General features: G+C 54.1%; 13 protein-coding genes and 1 pseudogene. 6 read left to right on the top strand and 8 right to left on the bottom strand.

Annotated elements, in window-relative coordinates:
* Positions 1-118: 118 nt before the first annotated feature.
* The gene (gene glnA, locus F7Q90_RS04455; RefSeq protein WP_006121331.1) at positions 119-1,528 is read right to left on the bottom strand and encodes a glutamate--ammonia ligase; all 1,410 of its coding nucleotides are present in this window, start codon (positions 1,526-1,528) and stop codon (positions 119-121) included.
* A 432-nt stretch (positions 1,529-1,960) separates the two neighbouring features.
* On the opposite strand from glnA, the gene typA reads away from it, so the two are divergent.
* From typA to fabY, 5 genes are all read left to right on the top strand, one after another.
* Positions 1,961-3,784 (top strand): ribosome-dependent GTPase TypA, encoded by a 1,824-nt coding sequence (typA, locus tag F7Q90_RS04450; RefSeq protein ID WP_006121332.1) that lies wholly within the window; start codon positions 1,961-1,963, stop codon positions 3,782-3,784.
* Between the two features lie 225 nt (positions 3,785-4,009).
* Complete coding sequence (yihX, locus tag F7Q90_RS04445; RefSeq protein WP_006121333.1) at positions 4,010-4,606, top strand: glucose-1-phosphatase; 597 nt, start codon at positions 4,010-4,012, stop codon at positions 4,604-4,606.
* Between the two features lie 3 nt (positions 4,607-4,609).
* Complete coding sequence (locus tag F7Q90_RS04440; protein WP_006121334.1) at positions 4,610-5,479, top strand: virulence factor BrkB family protein; 870 nt, start codon at positions 4,610-4,612, stop codon at positions 5,477-5,479.
* Positions 5,476-5,913 carry a D-aminoacyl-tRNA deacylase gene (gene dtd, locus F7Q90_RS04435; protein WP_006121336.1) on the top strand — a complete coding sequence of 146 codons (438 nt, stop codon included), beginning with the start codon at positions 5,476-5,478 and terminating at the stop codon, positions 5,911-5,913. The genes F7Q90_RS04440 and dtd overlap by 4 nt, the downstream gene beginning before the upstream one ends.
* Before the next feature lie 59 nt (positions 5,914-5,972).
* Positions 5,973-6,920, top strand: a complete 948-nt coding sequence (fabY, locus tag F7Q90_RS04430; protein ID WP_006121337.1) for a fatty acid biosynthesis protein FabY — start codon at positions 5,973-5,975, stop codon at positions 6,918-6,920.
* A gap of 32 nt (positions 6,921-6,952) precedes the next feature.
* On the opposite strand, the gene F7Q90_RS04425 is transcribed toward fabY, so the two are convergent.
* The 7 genes from F7Q90_RS04425 to gmk all read right to left on the bottom strand — a co-directional run bounded on the left by F7Q90_RS04425 (position 6,953) and on the right by gmk (position 16,067).
* Positions 6,953-8,632 (bottom strand): AsmA family protein, encoded by a 1,680-nt coding sequence (locus F7Q90_RS04425; protein ID WP_006121338.1) that lies wholly within the window; start codon positions 8,630-8,632, stop codon positions 6,953-6,955.
* Between the two features lie 118 nt (positions 8,633-8,750).
* Entirely contained in the window at positions 8,751-10,124 is a 1,374-nt protein-coding gene (locus F7Q90_RS04420) for a nucleobase:cation symporter-2 family protein (RefSeq protein ID WP_006121340.1), read from the bottom strand.
* A gap of 83 nt (positions 10,125-10,207) precedes the next feature.
* Positions 10,208-12,286 (bottom strand): ATP-dependent DNA helicase RecG, encoded by a 2,079-nt coding sequence (gene recG, locus F7Q90_RS04415; RefSeq protein WP_006121341.1) that lies wholly within the window; start codon positions 12,284-12,286, stop codon positions 10,208-10,210.
* Entirely contained in the window at positions 12,283-12,984 is a 702-nt protein-coding gene (gene trmH / locus F7Q90_RS04410) for a tRNA (guanosine(18)-2'-O)-methyltransferase TrmH (RefSeq protein WP_006121342.1), read from the bottom strand. Before trmH ends, recG begins: the two co-directional genes overlap by 4 nt.
* Before the next feature lie 3 nt (positions 12,985-12,987).
* A complete protein-coding gene (gene spoT / locus F7Q90_RS04405) occupies positions 12,988-15,093 on the bottom strand; it encodes a bifunctional GTP diphosphokinase/guanosine-3',5'-bis pyrophosphate 3'-pyrophosphohydrolase (protein ID WP_006121343.1) in 2,106 nt (701 codons plus the stop codon).
* 20 nt (positions 15,094-15,113) lie between these two features.
* Entirely contained in the window at positions 15,114-15,389 is a 276-nt protein-coding gene (gene rpoZ, locus F7Q90_RS04400) for a DNA-directed RNA polymerase subunit omega (protein ID WP_003851346.1), read from the bottom strand.
* 54 nt (positions 15,390-15,443) lie between these two features.
* Positions 15,444-16,067, bottom strand: a complete 624-nt coding sequence (gmk, locus tag F7Q90_RS04395) for a guanylate kinase (protein ID WP_006121348.1) — start codon at positions 16,065-16,067, stop codon at positions 15,444-15,446.
* A 241-nt stretch (positions 16,068-16,308) separates the two neighbouring features.
* Between gmk and ligB the strand changes: the two are divergent.
* Positions 16,309-16,830, top strand: a pseudogene (gene ligB, locus F7Q90_RS04390) (NAD-dependent DNA ligase LigB); the annotation flags it as partial.
* Positions 16,831-16,875 lie beyond the last annotated feature (45 nt).

Here is a 16,875-nt window from a genome sequence, read left to right as displayed (position 1 = left end):
GAGAAAAAAGCCCATCCGAAGATGGGCTAAAGTTTCCACGGCAACAAAAAAACGTTTCAGGTTAAGCGTGCCGCAATTGCAATCTTTCAATGCGGCACCCATTTTGCTGACTCTGAAATTAGACGCTGTAGTACAGTTCGAACTCAACCGGATGTGGCGTCATGCGCACACGGTCGTTCTCTGATTTACGCAGCTCGATGTAAGCATCGATCGCGTCGTCAGTGAAGACGCCGCCACGGGTCAGGAACTCGCGGTCTTCGTTCAGTGCATTCAGCGCTTCTTCCAGTGAACCTGCAACTTTTGGAATCTCAGCTTCTTCTTCCGGTGGCAGGTCATACAGGTTTTTATCCATCGCATCACCAGGATGGATTTTGTTGATGATGCCATCCAGGCCAGCCATCAGCAGTGCAGTAAACGCCAGGTACGGGTTAGCCGCTGGGTCCGGGAAGCGCGCTTCAATACGACGTGCTTTCGGGCTGGCAACAACCGGGATACGGATTGATGCAGAACGGTTACGGGCAGAGTAAGCCAGCATAACCGGTGCTTCATAACCCGGAACCAGACGCTTGTAAGAGTTGGTGGTTGGGTTGGCCAGGGCGTTGATTGCTTTTGCGTGCTTGATGATACCGCCGATGTAGAACAGCGCGGTTTCAGACAGGCCGCCGTATTTGTCACCAGAGAACAGGTTTTGTCCGCCTTTAGACAGAGACATGTGGCAGTGCATACCTGAACCGTTGTCACCAAACATTGGCTTCGGCATAAAGGTTGCCGTTTTGCCGTAAGCATGCGCCACGTTGTGCACAACATATTTGTAGATCTGAATTTCGTCAGCTTTTTTGGTCATGGTATTGAAGCGGGTTGCCACTTCGTTCTGACCCGCTGTCGCAACTTCGTGGTGATGAGCTTCAACAACCAGACCCATTTGCTCCATTGTCAGACACATAGCAGAACGGATGTCCTGTGATGAATCGACCGGTGGAACCGGGAAGTAGCCGCCTTTCAGACCTGGACGGTGACCTTTGTTACCGCCTTCGTATTCTTTGCCGGTGTTCCAGGCCGCTTCGATATCATCGATAGCGACGTGTGAACCAGAGGTTGACGAACCGAAACGGATATCGTCGAACAGGAAGAATTCTGGCTCGGGTCCAAACAGAACGGTATCAGCGATGCCTGAAGAACGCAGATAGTCTTCAGCGCGCTTTGCGATAGAGCGTGGATCGCGGTCATAGCCTTGCATGGTGCCAGGCTCAAGGATGTCACAGCGAATGATCAGTGTTGAATCTTCAAAGAACGGATCCATAACTGCCGTGGTTGCATCCGGCATCAGTACCATGTCTGATTCGTTAATGCCTTTCCAGCCGCCGATGGAAGAGCCATCGAACATTTTGCCTTCTTCGAAGAAGTCAGCGTTAACCTGGTGAGCCGGAATAGTAACGTGCTGTTCTTTACCTTTGGTATCGGTAAAACGCAGGTCAACAAACTTAACTTCGTGCTCGTTCATCATCGAGAGAACGTGTTCAGCGGACATACTCAACTCTCCTGGAAATGGTCATTGTCTACATGGTGAGAACCGGGTGAGGAAATGTGCGACATGTGTCAGCCATACCTCAGTCTGATCCCGACCAGCTCTGCAACCGTTGTCTTACGTCGTTTTCATCTGGATAATACAAAGCGAATTCTGTGCCAACTTTATTTCTTTGCACAAAATCGCGCTGTCATGCACCTTTTTGTCATAAAAGACGTGCACCATGATAGTTGCACTGCACTTTTTATGTGCATTGGCGTTGAAAATGAGCACCATTGTGGTACAAAACATCATTGTAGTGCAATTTTTGCACGGCTATTAGTGCGATTTTGCGACAATGCAATAAACTTTCAGTGAAAAGTGTGATCGTGTTCAGTCTCCCGCTTAATCCGTGTACAATACCGCGTTATTTCTAATGCCTGAGGCAAAAAAGCTGTGATCGAAAATTTGCGTAACATCGCCATCATCGCGCACGTTGACCATGGAAAGACCACCCTGGTTGATAAACTGCTGCAACAGTCTGGTACTTTTGATGCCCGTACTGAAGCCACCGAGCGCGTGATGGACTCCAATGATTTGGAGAAAGAGCGTGGGATTACCATCCTCGCAAAAAATACCGCCATTAAATGGAACGACTACCGTATCAACATCGTTGATACCCCAGGACACGCCGACTTCGGTGGTGAAGTTGAACGCGTAATGTCTATGGTGGATTCGGTACTGTTGGTTGTAGATGCGATGGATGGCCCTATGCCGCAAACCCGCTTCGTTACCAAAAAAGCGTTCGCGCATGGTTTGAAGCCGATTGTGGTTATCAACAAAGTTGACCGCCCTGGCGCACGTCCTGACTGGGTTGTTGATCAGGTGTTTGACCTGTTCGTTAACCTGGATGCAACGGACGAGCAGCTCGATTTCCCTATCATTTTCGCCTCTGCGCTGAATGGTATTGCCGGTCTGGATCACACCGACATGGCTGACGATATGACCCCGCTGTATCAGGCAATCGTTGACCACGTTTCACCTCCACAGGTTGAAGTCGAAGCGCCGCTGCAGATGCAAATCTCTCAGCTGGACTACAACAACTATCTGGGCGTGATCGGTATCGGCCGCATCAAGCGCGGTAAAGTGAAGCCTAACCAGCAAGTCACCATCGTAGACAGCGAAGGCAAAACCCGTAACGGTAAAGTGGGTAAAGTGCTGACTCACCTGGGGCTGGAGCGTATTGACAGCGACTTGGCAGAAGCGGGCGACATCATTGCGATCACCGGTCTGGGTGAACTGAACATTTCTGACACCATTTGCGATCCGCAGAATGTGCAGGCGCTGCCAGCCCTGAGCGTGGATGAGCCAACGGTAACCATGTTCTTCAACGTCAACACCTCACCGTTCTGCGGTAAAGAAGGTAAGTACGTGACCTCACGTCAGATCCTTGAGCGTCTGAACAAAGAACTGGTTCACAACGTGGCACTGCGTGTGGAAGAGACCGAAGATGCTGACGCGTTCCGCGTATCGGGCCGTGGTGAGCTGCATCTGTCTGTACTGATCGAGAACATGCGTCGTGAAGGTTTCGAACTGGCGGTATCCCGTCCGAAAGTTATCTTCCGCGAATTCGAAGGCCGTAAACAAGAGCCATTCGAGAACGTGACGCTGGATATCGAAGAAACGCATCAGGGTTCCGTTATGCAGGCCATGGGCGAGCGTAAAGGCGACCTGAAAAATATGGATCCAGATGGCAAAGGCCGCGTACGTCTTGACTACGTCATCCCAAGCCGCGGTCTGATCGGTTTCCGTAACGAATTTATGACCATGACATCAGGTACAGGTCTGCTGTACTCCACCTTCAGCCACTACGACGATATTCGTCCGGGCGAAGTGGGTCAGCGTCAGAACGGCGTTCTGATCTCTAACGGCCAGGGTAAAGCGGTAGCGTTCGCCCTGTTCGGCCTGCAGGATCGCGGTAAGCTGTTCCTGGGCCATGGCGCGGAAGTTTATGAAGGCCAGATCATCGGTATTCACAGCCGTTCTAACGACCTGACCGTGAACTGCCTGACCGGTAAGAAGCTGACTAACATGCGTGCTTCCGGTACTGACGAAGCCACCACACTGGTTCCACCGCAGAAAATGACGCTGGAACAGGCGATCGAGTTCATTGATGATGACGAACTGGTCGAAGTTACGCCTCTGTCAGTGCGTATCCGTAAACGTCACCTGACTGAGAACGACCGTAAGCGTGCTTCACGCGGCGGTAAAGACGCCTAATCGCGTAATAATAACGCCCCGTTTTAACGGGGCTTTTTTTTGTCCGGGGGTTTTACCAGCTCAGTTAAATCCAGTCTAAACCAGCCTGTAACTTCTTCTTTGTCCCCTTCCCACTTTGTCCTGTCGTACCTTAATTTAAAGTGTGTAATTTTCTCGTCCGGGCCGCCTGTTCAGGCCGCACTTTTACCGCTAGAGTGAATGATCCAGGGAACCAAAGGAGGCACCATGCTGTATATCTTTGATTTGGGCAATGTGATTATCGATATCGACTTTAACCGCGTGTTGGGCGTCTGGAGTGACCTCAGCCGCGTACCGCTGGCATCGCTTCAAAGTCATTTTCAAATGGATGCGGCTTTTGAGCAGCATGAGCGCGGTGAAATCAGCGATGAAGCCTTTGCAGAAGCCTTATGTGAAAAACTGGAGATTGCGCTGAGCTATGAACAGTTTGCTGCGGGCTGGCAGGCTATCTTTGTGGGAGTGCGTCCGGATACGCTGGCGCTGATGAATCAGCTACGCCAGGCAGGACATCGGGTGGTGATATTGTCGAATACCAATGCACTGCATTGCACCTTCTGGCCGACCCAGTATCCTGATGTGCAGCAGGCGGCTGACAAGATTTATCTGTCCCAGGAACTGGGCATGCGTAAACCTGAAGCCCGCATTTATCAGCACGTACTGGATGCGGAAGGATTCAGTGCCGATCAGGCCGTCTTCTTCGACGACAATGCCGCCAATATTGAAGGTGCGCGCGCATTAGGCATTACCAGCGTGCTGGTGACCGACAGTAAAACCGTGCCCGACTGGTTCGCGGGTCAGCCTTAAGCCATGAAGTTACATCGTTTTCGCCCCAGGTTTCATGCCTTCTGGCTGTGGCTTAAGCTGCTCTGGAAGCGCATTGATAATGATGCCATGACGACACAGGCGGGCAACCTGGCCTTTGTGTCGCTACTGGCGCTGGTGCCGCTGATCGCCGTAGTTTTTGCGCTGTTTGCCGCGTTTCCTGTGTTTTCTGATATCAGCGTCCAGCTTAAAAACTTTATTTTTGCCAACTTTATGCCTGCTGCGGGGAACACGTTGCAGCGTTACCTTGAGCAGTTTGTGGCTAACGTGCACCGCATGACCGCCGTGGGCGCCGTGGGGCTGATTGTCACGGCGCTGCTGTTGATGCATTCTGTCGATTCGGCTCTGAATGCTATCTGGCGCAGTCATAAAAAGCGCCCGCTGGTCTATTCCTTTGCCGTCTACTGGATGATATTGACGCTTGGGCCGTTGCTGGCAGGTGCCAGTTTAGCCATCAGCTCTTACCTGCTGTCGCTGAAATGGATAAACGTGACGGGGGTGACCAGCCTGGTCGATCAGACGCTGCGTTTCTTTCCCTTGCTTCTGTCGTGGCTGTCATTTTGGTTGCTGTACAGTATTGTCCCAACGCAGCGGGTGCCTTCTCGCGATGCGCTGACGGGGGCGCTGGTCGCCGGGTTGCTGTTTGAACTGGGGAAAAAGGGGTTTGCGCTGTATGTTACGATGTTCCCGACGTATCAGTTAATCTATGGCATGCTGGCGGTGATCCCCATTCTTTTCCTGTGGGTGTACTGGACCTGGTGCATCGTTTTGCTCGGTGCCGAAATTACGGTTACCTTAGATGACTATCGCCAGTTCAAACGGCAGGAAAGAGAAAAAGAACGAGAGGACGGATGATTGCTTTAATTCAACGCGTTCAGCGTGCCAGCGTCAGCATTGATCATGCGGTCGTGGGTGAGATCGGGCAGGGATTATTGATTCTGTTAGGCGTTGAAAAAGGTGATGACGAAAAGCGCGCTGAACGACTGGCGGAGCGCGTACTGGGCTACCGTATTTTTAGCGATGAACAGGGCAAAATGAACCTGAACGTCAAACAGGCTGGCGGAAGCGTGCTGGTGGTATCACAGTTCACCCTGGCTGCCGATACGCAAAAGGGCATGCGGCCGTCTTTTTCCGGTGGCGCCGCGCCGCAGGAAGCGGAGCGGTTATATGAGTATTTCAGCGCGTGTTGTCGCCGTCATGATGTCACGACTGCCAATGGCCGTTTTGCTGCCGATATGCAGGTTGCTCTGGTCAACGACGGTCCGGTGACGTTCTGGTTACAGGTATGACGCCTCATTTCGCACGGCTTAGCCTCGGCAACCCCGCATCAGAACGAGAGAACCATTTTATGTATCATCTTCGTGTGCCACAAACGGCGGAAGAGCTGGATATGTATTATCAGTTCCGCTGGGAAATGTTACGAAAGCCGCTGCATCAGCCTCAGGGTTCTGAACGCGATGCCTGGGATGCATTAGCGCATCATCAAATGGTGGTGGATGAACAGGGCAAGCCGGTTGCAGTAGGACGGCTCTATATCAATGCTGATAACGAAGCGGCTATCCGTTTTTTGGCCGTTCATCCCACCGTACAGGGCAAAGGCCTCGGCACGCTGGTGGCGATGACGCTGGAGTCCGTTGCGCGTCAGGAAGGTGTGAAGCGCGTGACCTGTAGCGCACGAGAAGATGCGGTGGCGTTCTTCGCTAAACTTGGCTACCTGAATCAGGGCGAGATTACCGCACCGCAGACGACGCCGGTGCGCCACTTTCTGATGATCAAATCGGTCGTCACACTGGACGATATTCTGCACCGTGCGGACTGGTGCGGGCAGTTACAACAGGCCTGGTATGAGCACATTCCTCTGAGTGAAAAAATGGGCGTGCGCATCCTGCAATATACCGGGCAGAAGTTTATTACCACCATGCCGGAAACCGGCAACCAAAATCCGCACTATACGTTGTTTGCCGGAAGCCTGTTTTCACTGGCTACGCTCACCGGCTGGGGGCTGATCTGGCTGTTACTGCGGGAGCGCCATCTGGGCGGCACCATTATTCTGGCCGACGCGCACATACGCTACAGTCGTCCGATTACCGGTAAACCCGGTGCTATTGCCGATCTTGGCTCACTGAGTGGCGATCTTGATCGCCTGGCGCGCGGACGCAAAGCCCGTGTACAGCTTGAAGTGCAGCTGTTTGGCGATGATGAGTGTGGCGCGGTATTTGAAGCGGTTTACATCGTGTTGCCGGTGGATCCCGACGGACCACTGGAAGAGGGCGGCTCCGGCGCGCGTATCAATTAAACCACAGGGCCGCTATTGCGGCCCTGTGTGCGTTAGCGGACCTGTCCGGCCTGCATGCTCTGCTGTAGCTGCTGGCTGTCTGTGGTTACGGACAGTGTCGCGTTAACCGACGGGGCCAGCGGCTGATTCGCTTTCAGTGAGGCGTTCAGGCGCAGCTGCAAATTGCTGTCACCCTGCAAGGGAAGCGCCGGCCAGCCCCAGTTTTGCAGAACATTAACGGGCACGCCGCGTCCCGTCAGGTTCAGGCTGACAGGTCGATCAGCCTGCTGCCCTATGGTCGCCGTGCCTTCCAGCAACCCTTTACCACTAAACGCACTGAGCTCTGTCACCTTAATTTGTTGTTCATCAGCCTCCAGTGCGACAGAAGGATGACGTAAATCCGTACGATTGAAGGTCGACTCCGCCGCGTTCAGACTCAGCTTACCTGACCAGATTCCCCATTGATGCTGACGGGCCAGCTGCAGATTTTCGCCGCTGCCATCCAGTGAAGTGAGCTGGAAAGGGAAGGCCGGATTAATATCGATCAGTAAATTGCGGTTCGAGGTAAAGCGCGTCACGGTTACGGCATCCAGCCAGTCAGGCAGGGCATCCTGCCATAACGCCCGCCAGTTCTGAGGCAAGGTATATTCCAGCCCGGCCACCGCCAGATTATTCAGCGTTAACCGTTTATCCTGACGTGACCAGTTGCCGTCAGCCCGGATAACGCCATTGGCCCAGCGCGAGCTGAACTGCGTCAGGGCAATCCCCTGAGGCGAGAAATCCATGTTAATGATGGGATCGTTAAGTTCGAAGCGCCCGTTAATAAAGTTACCGGCATTCATGGCCAGCGATCCGTCCTGGCTCTGCCAGTCCCGGCCCTTCCAGCTCAGATTTTTCAGCGTCAGATCGAGATCGGTCACCGCCCAGTCAGGGCCCTGGAGCCGGGCATCGGTAATATCAACCCGGTTGAGCGTAACTGAGGGTACTTCTTCAAACGGTTTCAGGAAATCGACAAGCGTATGCGCCGTTTGCAGACGGATATCGTTCAGACGCAGTTGATTAATCTTCCAGTTACCCTGCGCGTCGCGCTCACCGTTACCGGTCATTGAACCGCGTGCTAAGTCCGCCCCAATGTTGCTAAATACCATGCGGCCCTGGGACACATTACCCTGAATCAGCACGTTTTCACCGTCAACGCTGTTGAGCGTCATCCTGGCCGCGCTCATCTGGAACTGCGCATCACGACCCAGCAAATCACCGGCCTGCGGATGCCAGGGCACAATGCCGCCATTCACCTGCTGTGCCGCCAGCGGTAGCGCTGAGGCAGGGCTGTCGATGCGCATGTTGTTTAACTGCAGGCGGTTTGCCTGCATGGGCAGTGCGCTTTTGTTCGCCAGGTTAGCAAGGTTTACCTCGCCGTCACGTAATTCTATGCTGGCAAAATGAAACGGATCGCTGAACTGTAACAGGGCGATGCCAAGGTCGACGCGTTTGGCCACCAGTACGGCAGGCTGGCCTTCATGACCAAAGCTGAAGTCATCCAGAATAATGTGCGTAGGTGAAGAAAAATTGTGCTCAATTTTGCTCAGAGACAGATGCCATTCTGTTTTATCACTCACCCAACGGCTAAACCAGCCCGCGCCCCACTGAGTTTGCAGCAGAACATAGACGACGATCAGCGCAAACAGCAGCAGTAACAATAAAGTGAGGAAAAACTTTCCTATAAATTTCATCGTATCCTTCCCGGGTTCAGTCCGCTGAAAGGTTGTTATGCCTGAATTATCGTTATAGCTCAACCGCCTGGATGTAAATCAGCCGAAATAGCAGGCGGGTTGCCGCCTGCCTTGAACGTTACTTTTCGGGTGGGAAGATAAGATTCAGCACAATCGCGGTAATCCCACCCGCAGCGATACCGGAAGAGAGTAACGTTTTCAGCCAGTCGGGTGCAAATTGCAGAATCAGGGGCTGCTGGGAAACACCGAGTCCTGCCGCCAGCGACAGCGCGATAATCATGATAGCCCGGCGATTCAGCGGCTCCCGGGAAACGATACGGACACCGGATGCGGCGATTGTGCCAAACATCACAATCGTAGCGCCGCCCAGCACGGGCTCAGGAATGTGCTGTACCAGTCCGCTCACTGCCGGGAACAGTCCCAGCAGGATCAGCATCAGCGCGACAACAAATCCCACGTAGCGGCTGGCAACGCCAGTCAGCTGAATCACGCCATTATTCTGGCCAAAGCAGGAGTTAGGAAAGGTATTAAACAGGGCAGATACAAAAGAGTTCAGGCCGTTTGCCAGCACACCGCCTTTCAGGCGCTTCATGTATAACGGGCCGCTGACCGGCTGTTCAGAGACATCCGAAGTGGCGGTGATGTCCCCAATGGTTTCCAGCGAGGTCACCATAAAGACCAGCATCAGCGGGATCAGCAGATTCCAGTCAAATCCCAGGCCGTAATAGAGCGGAGTGGGGAACGCCACGATCGGCTGCCCGGCAGGCGTGCTGAGGGTGGGTAGCATGCCCATTGCCCAGGCCAGCAGGTAGCCCACCGCCATCGCAATCACCAGCGACGCAACGCGCAGATAAGGGTTTTTCTGGCGATTCAGCAGGATAATCACCACCAGCACGGCACCGGCTAACAGCAGGTTTTTCGGCGCGCCGAAGCTGTGATCGTTCATCGCAGCAAACCCGCCGCCGATAGAGGTAAGGCCGACCTGAATCAGGGATAAGCCGATAATCATCACCACAATACCTGAGACTAACGGCGTGATGATGCGGCGTGCCAGATGCAGCACGCGCGACAGCACCATTTCCGTACAGGAGGCTACCATCAATGTACCAAACAGCGCCGCCATCATTGTGGGTACGTCCGCGCCGCCATTTTTCAGCGCCATTCCCCCCATAATCAGCGGTGTGACAAAGTTAAAGCTGGTGCCCTGAATGGAGAGTAACCCTGAACCGATCGGTCCCCAGGTTTTGATTTGCAGTACCGATGCCACACCGGACGCGAACAGGGACATGCTGATAATGTGCTGTGTATCCTGCGCCGGTAAACCGAGCGCCTGGCAGATGAGCAGCGCGGGCGTGATCACCGCAACAAACATCGCCAGAAGGTGTTGTCCGGCTGCAAACAAGGTTTGTGTTAGCGGTGGACGATCTTCCAGGCGATAGATCAGTTCACTTTTACTGGCGGTGGTGGGGGCTGGTTGCTGTGTGGTCGACATCGTCATGGTTCCCAAAAAAAGTGAGGCGATTGTAATCGTCCCCGGATCAAAAGCAAACGTTTGCTCACGGTTGCAAAAAAAGGTCAGGCGTTGCTGTAGCGGCCGGTTTCGGGCAGCCAACGCTCAATCAGCGCCTGCGCCTGCTCAGGATAATGTTCGTGAATATGACGAGCGACGCGCTGGACTTCAGGGATCATGGCCTGATCGCGCAGCAGATCGGCAACTTTAAACTCCGCATTACCGGTCTGGCGTGTTCCCAGTAGCTCCCCCGGACCACGAATCTCTAAATCATGCTGAGCAATCACGAAACCGTCATTGCTGTCACGCAACACCTGCAAACGCTTCTGGGCCGTCTTGCTCAACGGCGCTTTGTACAGCAGAACACAATGAGAGGCGACCGCGCCGCGTCCTACGCGACCACGTAGCTGGTGCAGTTGCGCCAGGCCAAGTCGTTCCGGATTTTCAATAATCATCAGGCTGGCGTTCGGCACGTCCACACCGACTTCAATGACGGTTGTGGCAACTAACAGCTGGATTTCGTTGGCTTTGAAAGCCTGCATGACCGCCAGCTTCTCCGCTGGCTTCATACGGCCATGAACCAGCCCGACCTGCAAATCAGGCAGCGCCACTTTGAGTTCTTCCCATGTGGCTTCCGCAGCCTGAGCTTCCAGCAGGTCTGACTCTTCAATTAACGTACAGACCCAGTAAGCCTGACGGCCCTCGTGACAGGCCTTTTGCACACGCTCAATGATCTCATTACGACGACTGTCAGGGATCGCTACGGTGGTCACCGGTGTTCTGCCTGGCGGCAGCTCATCAATGGTTGAGGTATCAAGATCGGCGTAGGCGGTCATGGCCAGCGTGCGCGGGATCGGCGTCGCTGTCATGATGAGCTGGTGGGGATGAAAACCCTGCTCTTCCCCTTTTTCCCATAACGCCAGTCGCTGATGCACGCCAAAGCGGTGTTGCTCATCAATGATGACCAGCGCCAGCCCGTTAAACTTCACCTGCTCCTGGAACAGGGCATGCGTGCCGACCACCATCGCAACCTGCCCGCTGGCAATCGCCTCTTGCTGGGCCTGTCGCGCTTTGCCCTTTTGTTTGCCCGCCAGCCAGCCGACCTCAAGGCCAAGCGGTGCCAGCCACTGGCGAAAATTATTGGCGTGTTGCTCAGCCAGTAACTCTGTAGGTGCCATCAGGGCCACCTGCTTACCGTGGGCGATAACGTTCAGCGCGGCGAGCGCGGCAACCAGGGTTTTACCTGAACCGACGTCTCCCTGTACCAGGCGCAGCATGGGGAAGTCATTCGCTAAGTCTTTTTCGATCTCTGCGACAACGCGTTTTTGGGCTGCCGTGGGTGAAAACGGCAGGGCGGCCAGTAACCGGTCACTTAATATATGCCGGGCAGGCATCGGCAGGGCGTAATGGCGCTGTGCGCCGGCCCTGACGGCCAGCATACTGAGGTTATGCGCCAGCAGTTCTTCCAGAATCAGCCTGCGCTGTGCGGGATGCTGCCCACTCTCGAGCTCGCTGAGTTTGAGGTCCGGCGGCGGGCGGTGCAGCGTGCGAAGGGCTTCAGGCAGGCTTAACAGCCCGCCGCTTAACGCCTGCGGCAAAAGTTCTGTGATGGCACAGCTATCCAGCAGGGTTAAAGCCTGATCGGTCAGGCTGCGCAGGGTCGCCTGACGAATGCCCTCGGTCGTGGAATAAACGGGCGTCAGCGTTTCTTCCAGCGTGACATGGCTGTGCTCGCCCTGTACGCGGTATTCCGGATGGATGATTTCTGCGCCGCGCTGACCGCGTTTGATTTCGCCGTAAGCGGTGACACGTCGGCCCGGTGCGAGGCTGTTTTTCATGCCGGCATTGAAGTTGAAAAAGCGCAGCGTTAAAACGCCACTGCCATCCCCGATCTGACAGACCATCATGCGCCGACGGCCAAAGGTGATATCGGTATGCAGGACTTCGCCTTCCACTGTCGCCCAAATGCCGGGCAACAGGTCGTTAATGGCATATAACTGCGTACGATCTTCATAACGCAGAGGAAGGTGAAGCAGTAAATCCTGAATGGTGTGCAGGCCGATTTTAGCCAGCTTTGCTGCCTGACTGGCGCCGACGCCGGTCAGGGTACTGAGCGGGATGGCATCCAGCAGACGGCCTTTCATTTCTGACGTCTGCCCGTTGACTGCATGGCGGCCCACCAACTCTCATCGGCTTCAATGTCACCCTGCGCGTTAATATGGGGATAAGGCATCCGCTTATGTTTTGCCACGCGCGCCAGAACGGGATAGCCGCCCTCAAACAGCAGACGCTGTTGCTCTTTCTCTGCCAGGAGGCTGGACTGACGACGGTACATGCCAGCATTCTGCCGCTGGCGCTGGGCTTCATACAGAATCAGGGCAGAGGCAACGGAAACGTTAAGCGATTGTACCATACCCACCATCGGGATAATGATATGGTGGTCGGCCAGCGCCAGGGCTTCATCGGTAATGCCCGTTTTTTCCTGACCCATCAAAATGCAGGTAGGTTTGGTGTAGTCAATCTCACGAAAATCCACAGCATCCGCCGACAGGTTCGTCGCCAGTATCTGCATGTCTTGCGTTTTGAGGTGGCTAATCGCGTCGCTGATTGAGCGGTGCGTTACTACGTTTACCCAACTGTTGCTGCCAGCCGAGGCTGAGGCCTGCGTTCGCATGCGTTGGCCTGGCCATACGGCATGGACTTCATGGATACCGACAGCATCCGCGGTGCGAATGACAGCAGAAACATTGTGCGGCTTATGTACCTGCTCCATGCAGACGGTAAGGTCGTGCTGGCGCAAGGCCAGCATTTCCTGAATTCGGGCAAAACGTTGAGGATTCATGCACTAGTTACGGTTGCGGTGAACTTTAATCACATCCGGCATCACACGGATTTTACGCATGATATTGGCCAGGTGGACGCGATCGCGTGCGGTCAGACGAATAAAAGCACTGTAAACACGGCCATCGCGTTCTTCCGTATTCAGGCTCTGAATATTTGAGCCCGCCGTATTGATGGCGGCCGTCAGGTTGGCCAGTGCGCCCTGGTGGTTAAACATATCCACCTTTATCTCTGCGACAAACTCCTGCTCTGTAACTTTATCCCACTCCACAGGCATGAATTTTTCGGGCTCTTTTTGGTAGCCACGAATATTGCGACAGGACTCATGGTGAACGACCAGGCCCTTGCCCGGGCTGACGTGGGCAACGATAGGATCGCCTGGAATGGGGCGGCAGCATTTTGCAAAAGTAATGAGGACGCCGTCTGCCCCTTTAATCGGCAGCTTGCCTTGTTTTTTGTTGTTGAGCGCGCTGGTGTCGGTCTGCAACAGGTTCTTGGCGACGACCACGCTCATGGCATTACCCAGGCCGATTTCGGCTAACAGATCGTCCAGTGAGGTCAGCTTCATCCGATCAAGCTCCTGCTTGATGTTTTCGGCTGGCACCTCCGCCAGTTTACGACTGCCACCCAACGCATGGCTGAGCAGGCGACGCCCCAGATTTACCGAGTCTTCGCGCTTCAGGTTTTTCAGCAACTGACGAATCTTCGCGCGGGCTTTGGAACTGACGACAAAGTTGAGCCAGGCCGCGTTAGGACGCGCACCAGGCGCTGTGATGATCTCGATGGTCTGGCCGCTGGTAAGCGGCTGTGACAGCGGATAAGGCTGGCGATCAACGCGCGCGCCAACGCAGGCATGACCGATATCGGTATGGACCGCGTAGGCAAAATCGACAGGCGTTGCCCCGGTAGGCAGCTCGACGATGCGGCCTTCCGGTGTAAAGACATAGATTTCATCCGGGAAGAGATCGGATTTGACGCTTTCGATGAATTCAAATGAGCTACCGGCACTTTGTTGCAGCTCCAGCAGGCTTTGCAGCCAGCGTTGCGCACGCACCTGTGCGGTTGTGCCGCTTTCACCGGCCTGTTTATAGGCCCAGTGTGCCGCCACCCCCATTTCGGCCATCTGATCCATATCTTCGGTACGGATTTGCACCTCAACCGGCACGCCATGTGGCCCGATCATAGAGGTATGCAGCGATTGATAGCCGTTAGCCTTGGGGATAGCAATGTAATCTTTGACCCGGCCCGGACGCGGCTTATATAAGCTGTGCATCTGGCCCAGTACGCGATAACAGGTATCCAGATCTTTCACAATGACGCGAAAGGCATAGATATCCATGATCGAGTGAAAACGCTGCTCTTTCAGCGTCATTTTGCGGTAAATCGAGTAAAGGTGCTTTTCGCGACCACTTACCCGGCAGGGAATACCGGCTTCCTGCAAACGACCGTCGATTTCAGAGAGGATTTTTTGAATCATCTCTTTACGGTTGCCGCGGGCCGCTTTCACGACCTCTTTAATTACCCGAAAACGGTTCGGATAGAGCGCTTCAAAACCCAGCTCTTCCAGTTCCGTTTTAAGGTGATGAATACCCAGGCGGTGCGCCAGTGGGCTGTATATTTCCAGCGTTTCCAGCGCGATGCGACGACGTTTATCAGGGCGTAAGGACCCGAGCGTACGCATGTTGTGGGTGCGGTCAGCCAGCTTGATGAGAATAACGCGGATGTCCTGCACCATCGCCATAATCATCTTGCGGAAGTTTTCTGCCTGCGCCTCTTTTTTATCACGGAATTTCAGCTTATCCAGCTTCGAAACGCCTTCAACCAGTTCAGCTACGCTTTTGCCAAACAGTTGTTCCATGTCCTGATAGGTCGCTGGCGTATCTTCAATGACGTCGTGCAAAAGCGCGGCCATGAGGGTTTCATGGTCGAGCTTCATTTCCGCCAGAATGCACGCCACCGCAACAGGATGGGTAATGTAAGGCTCACCGCTGGAGCGTGTCTGTCCCTCGTGGGCATCACGTGATACGAGATAGGCTTGCTTGAGGCGCTTGATCTGGTCCTCAGGCAAGTATTGTTCAATCAGTTGATTGAGACTTTCAAACAGATACAAGGTTGACCTGCAGTTCGCGGTTAACGACGACCTTCAGCGATAGCGGTAACGGCCTGTAACTCAGCGGCTTCCTGCTCTTGCTGCTCCTGACGATCACGCACATCTAAAATCTGATTGGTGACCAGACCTTCTTCGATTTCGCGCAATGCGATAACGGTCGGTTTATCGTTCTCTTCCGGAACCAGCGGATCTTTGCCGCCTACCTGCATCTGACGTGCACGACGTGCAGCGACCAACACCAGGTCAAAACGATTACCAACTTTTTCTACTGCGTCCTGAACGGTTACGCGTGCCATAGGTGTGCTACTCCACAGATGAAGAAATGACTCGGCATCATACTGAAACTGGGTTCAGACTGCCAACAGTTTGCTGATTAAAGCATCATGGCGCGCTTTCTGGCGGGCCATGCGCAGACGTTCTGCACGAATAATGGTCTTCAGATCGGATAACGCCAGATCAAAATCATCATTCACAATTAAATAATCGTATTCGCCATAGTGGCTCATTTCGGCCACGGCTTGTGCCATACGACGGGCAATCACCTCTTCGCTGTCCTGACCGCGGCCGCGCAGGCGACGATCCAGCTCTTCTTTAGAAGGAGGCAGGACAAATATACTGCGCGCGTCGGGCATTTTAGCGCGAATTTGCTGTGCGCCCTGCCAGTCAATATCAAGGAAAACATCGACGCCAGTTGCCAGCACCTGTTCGATCGCCTTGCGCGACGTGCCGTAGTAGTTATCGAAAACTTTCGCGTGTTCAAGGAAAGCATCTTCCGCAATCATTTTTTCAAACTCATGCTTTTGCACAAAGAAGTAATGCTCACCGTGCGCTTCACCGGGGCGCATGCCGCGAGTGGTGTGCGAAACAGACACTTGCGTATCGTACAGCGGCTGCGTTTTTAACAGTGCCTGAATAAGGCTGGATTTTCCTGCGCCGCTAGGAGCAGAAACAATATAGAGCGTACCTTGGGCCATGATGTTCTTGAATTGATTAATTGCGGAGTCGATTTCCTGCACAGTATACACGGCTTCCCCGCGCCACGCAGCGTTTGCACCGCCCTCATTACGAAAAGTTTATACGGGGTGCGCCGCAACCACTGTTTCGCAGGCTGTAAAGAGGTATTCATTTTCCAGGAGGCGTTCCAGAACCGGGAAGCGGGGCTGGCTGAACCGGCTGTTTTGGCGGTTGAATATCCTAAACATCAGGAGGTCAGGGATGAAAGGATGCTTAGTCGCCGGGCTGCTCATAACAGCCAGCACATTTTCCGCGTTTGGGGCGCTGTGCCCGGCCTGGACGCCGGGTCGCGCGGCAAAGGAGATTGACCATTTAAAACAACAGCTCCGGCAGTGGGACGCGGCGTATTATCAGCAAGGTCATTCGTCCGTTACCGATGCCGACTACGATAGCCTGCAGACGCGGCTCAATCACTGGCAACGTTGCTTCAGGACGGGTGAGAAAGAGGATGTACCGGTGTTGCCCAACAATGGCACGCGCTGGCATCCCGTTGCGCATACTGGTGTTAAAAAGGTTCGGGATAAGCGTGCTTTAGGCTACTGGATGCAGCCACGCCGGGATCTCTGGGTGCAGCCCAAAGTCGATGGCGTGGCCGTTTCGCTGGTCTATCGGCACGGGAAACTGGTGTCATTCATCAGTCGTGGCGACGGTTTACACGGTGAGGAGTGGGTCGAAAAAGCCAGGCTGATCCCTGCTATTCCGCTGGAGATTGACAGCGATGAAGAGAGCGTGGTTTTGGCTTTGTTGAATAAATGGATTTTATGCTGT

Origin of the sequence: Pantoea stewartii subsp. stewartii (genome assembly GCF_008801695.1) — a bacterium.
Lineage (GTDB): Bacteria > Pseudomonadota > Gammaproteobacteria > Enterobacterales > Enterobacteriaceae > Pantoea > Pantoea stewartii.
Note: the sequence above shows the minus strand (reverse complement) of the source record. Positions and strands in the feature narration are given on the sequence as shown.

Coding starts and splice junctions, on each gene's coding strand:
- glnA (WP_006121331.1), bottom strand. CDS start 1,528: ATGTCCGCTGAACACGTTCTCTCGATGATGAACGAGCACGAAGTTAAG.
- yihX (WP_006121333.1), top strand. CDS start 4,010: ATGCTGTATATCTTTGATTTGGGCAATGTGATTATCGATATCGACTTT.
- F7Q90_RS04440 (WP_006121334.1), top strand. CDS start 4,610: ATGAAGTTACATCGTTTTCGCCCCAGGTTTCATGCCTTCTGGCTGTGG.
- dtd (WP_006121336.1), top strand. CDS start 5,476: ATGATTGCTTTAATTCAACGCGTTCAGCGTGCCAGCGTCAGCATTGAT.
- fabY (WP_006121337.1), top strand. CDS start 5,973: ATGTATCATCTTCGTGTGCCACAAACGGCGGAAGAGCTGGATATGTAT.
- F7Q90_RS04425 (WP_006121338.1), bottom strand. CDS start 8,632: ATGAAATTTATAGGAAAGTTTTTCCTCACTTTATTGTTACTGCTGCTG.
- F7Q90_RS04420 (WP_006121340.1), bottom strand. CDS start 10,124: ATGTCGACCACACAGCAACCAGCCCCCACCACCGCCAGTAAAAGTGAA.
- recG (WP_006121341.1), bottom strand. CDS start 12,286: ATGAAAGGCCGTCTGCTGGATGCCATCCCGCTCAGTACCCTGACCGGC.
- trmH (WP_006121342.1), bottom strand. CDS start 12,984: ATGAATCCTCAACGTTTTGCCCGAATTCAGGAAATGCTGGCCTTGCGC.
- rpoZ (WP_003851346.1), bottom strand. CDS start 15,389: ATGGCACGCGTAACCGTTCAGGACGCAGTAGAAAAAGTTGGTAATCGT.
- gmk (WP_006121348.1), bottom strand. CDS start 16,067: ATGGCCCAAGGTACGCTCTATATTGTTTCTGCTCCTAGCGGCGCAGGA.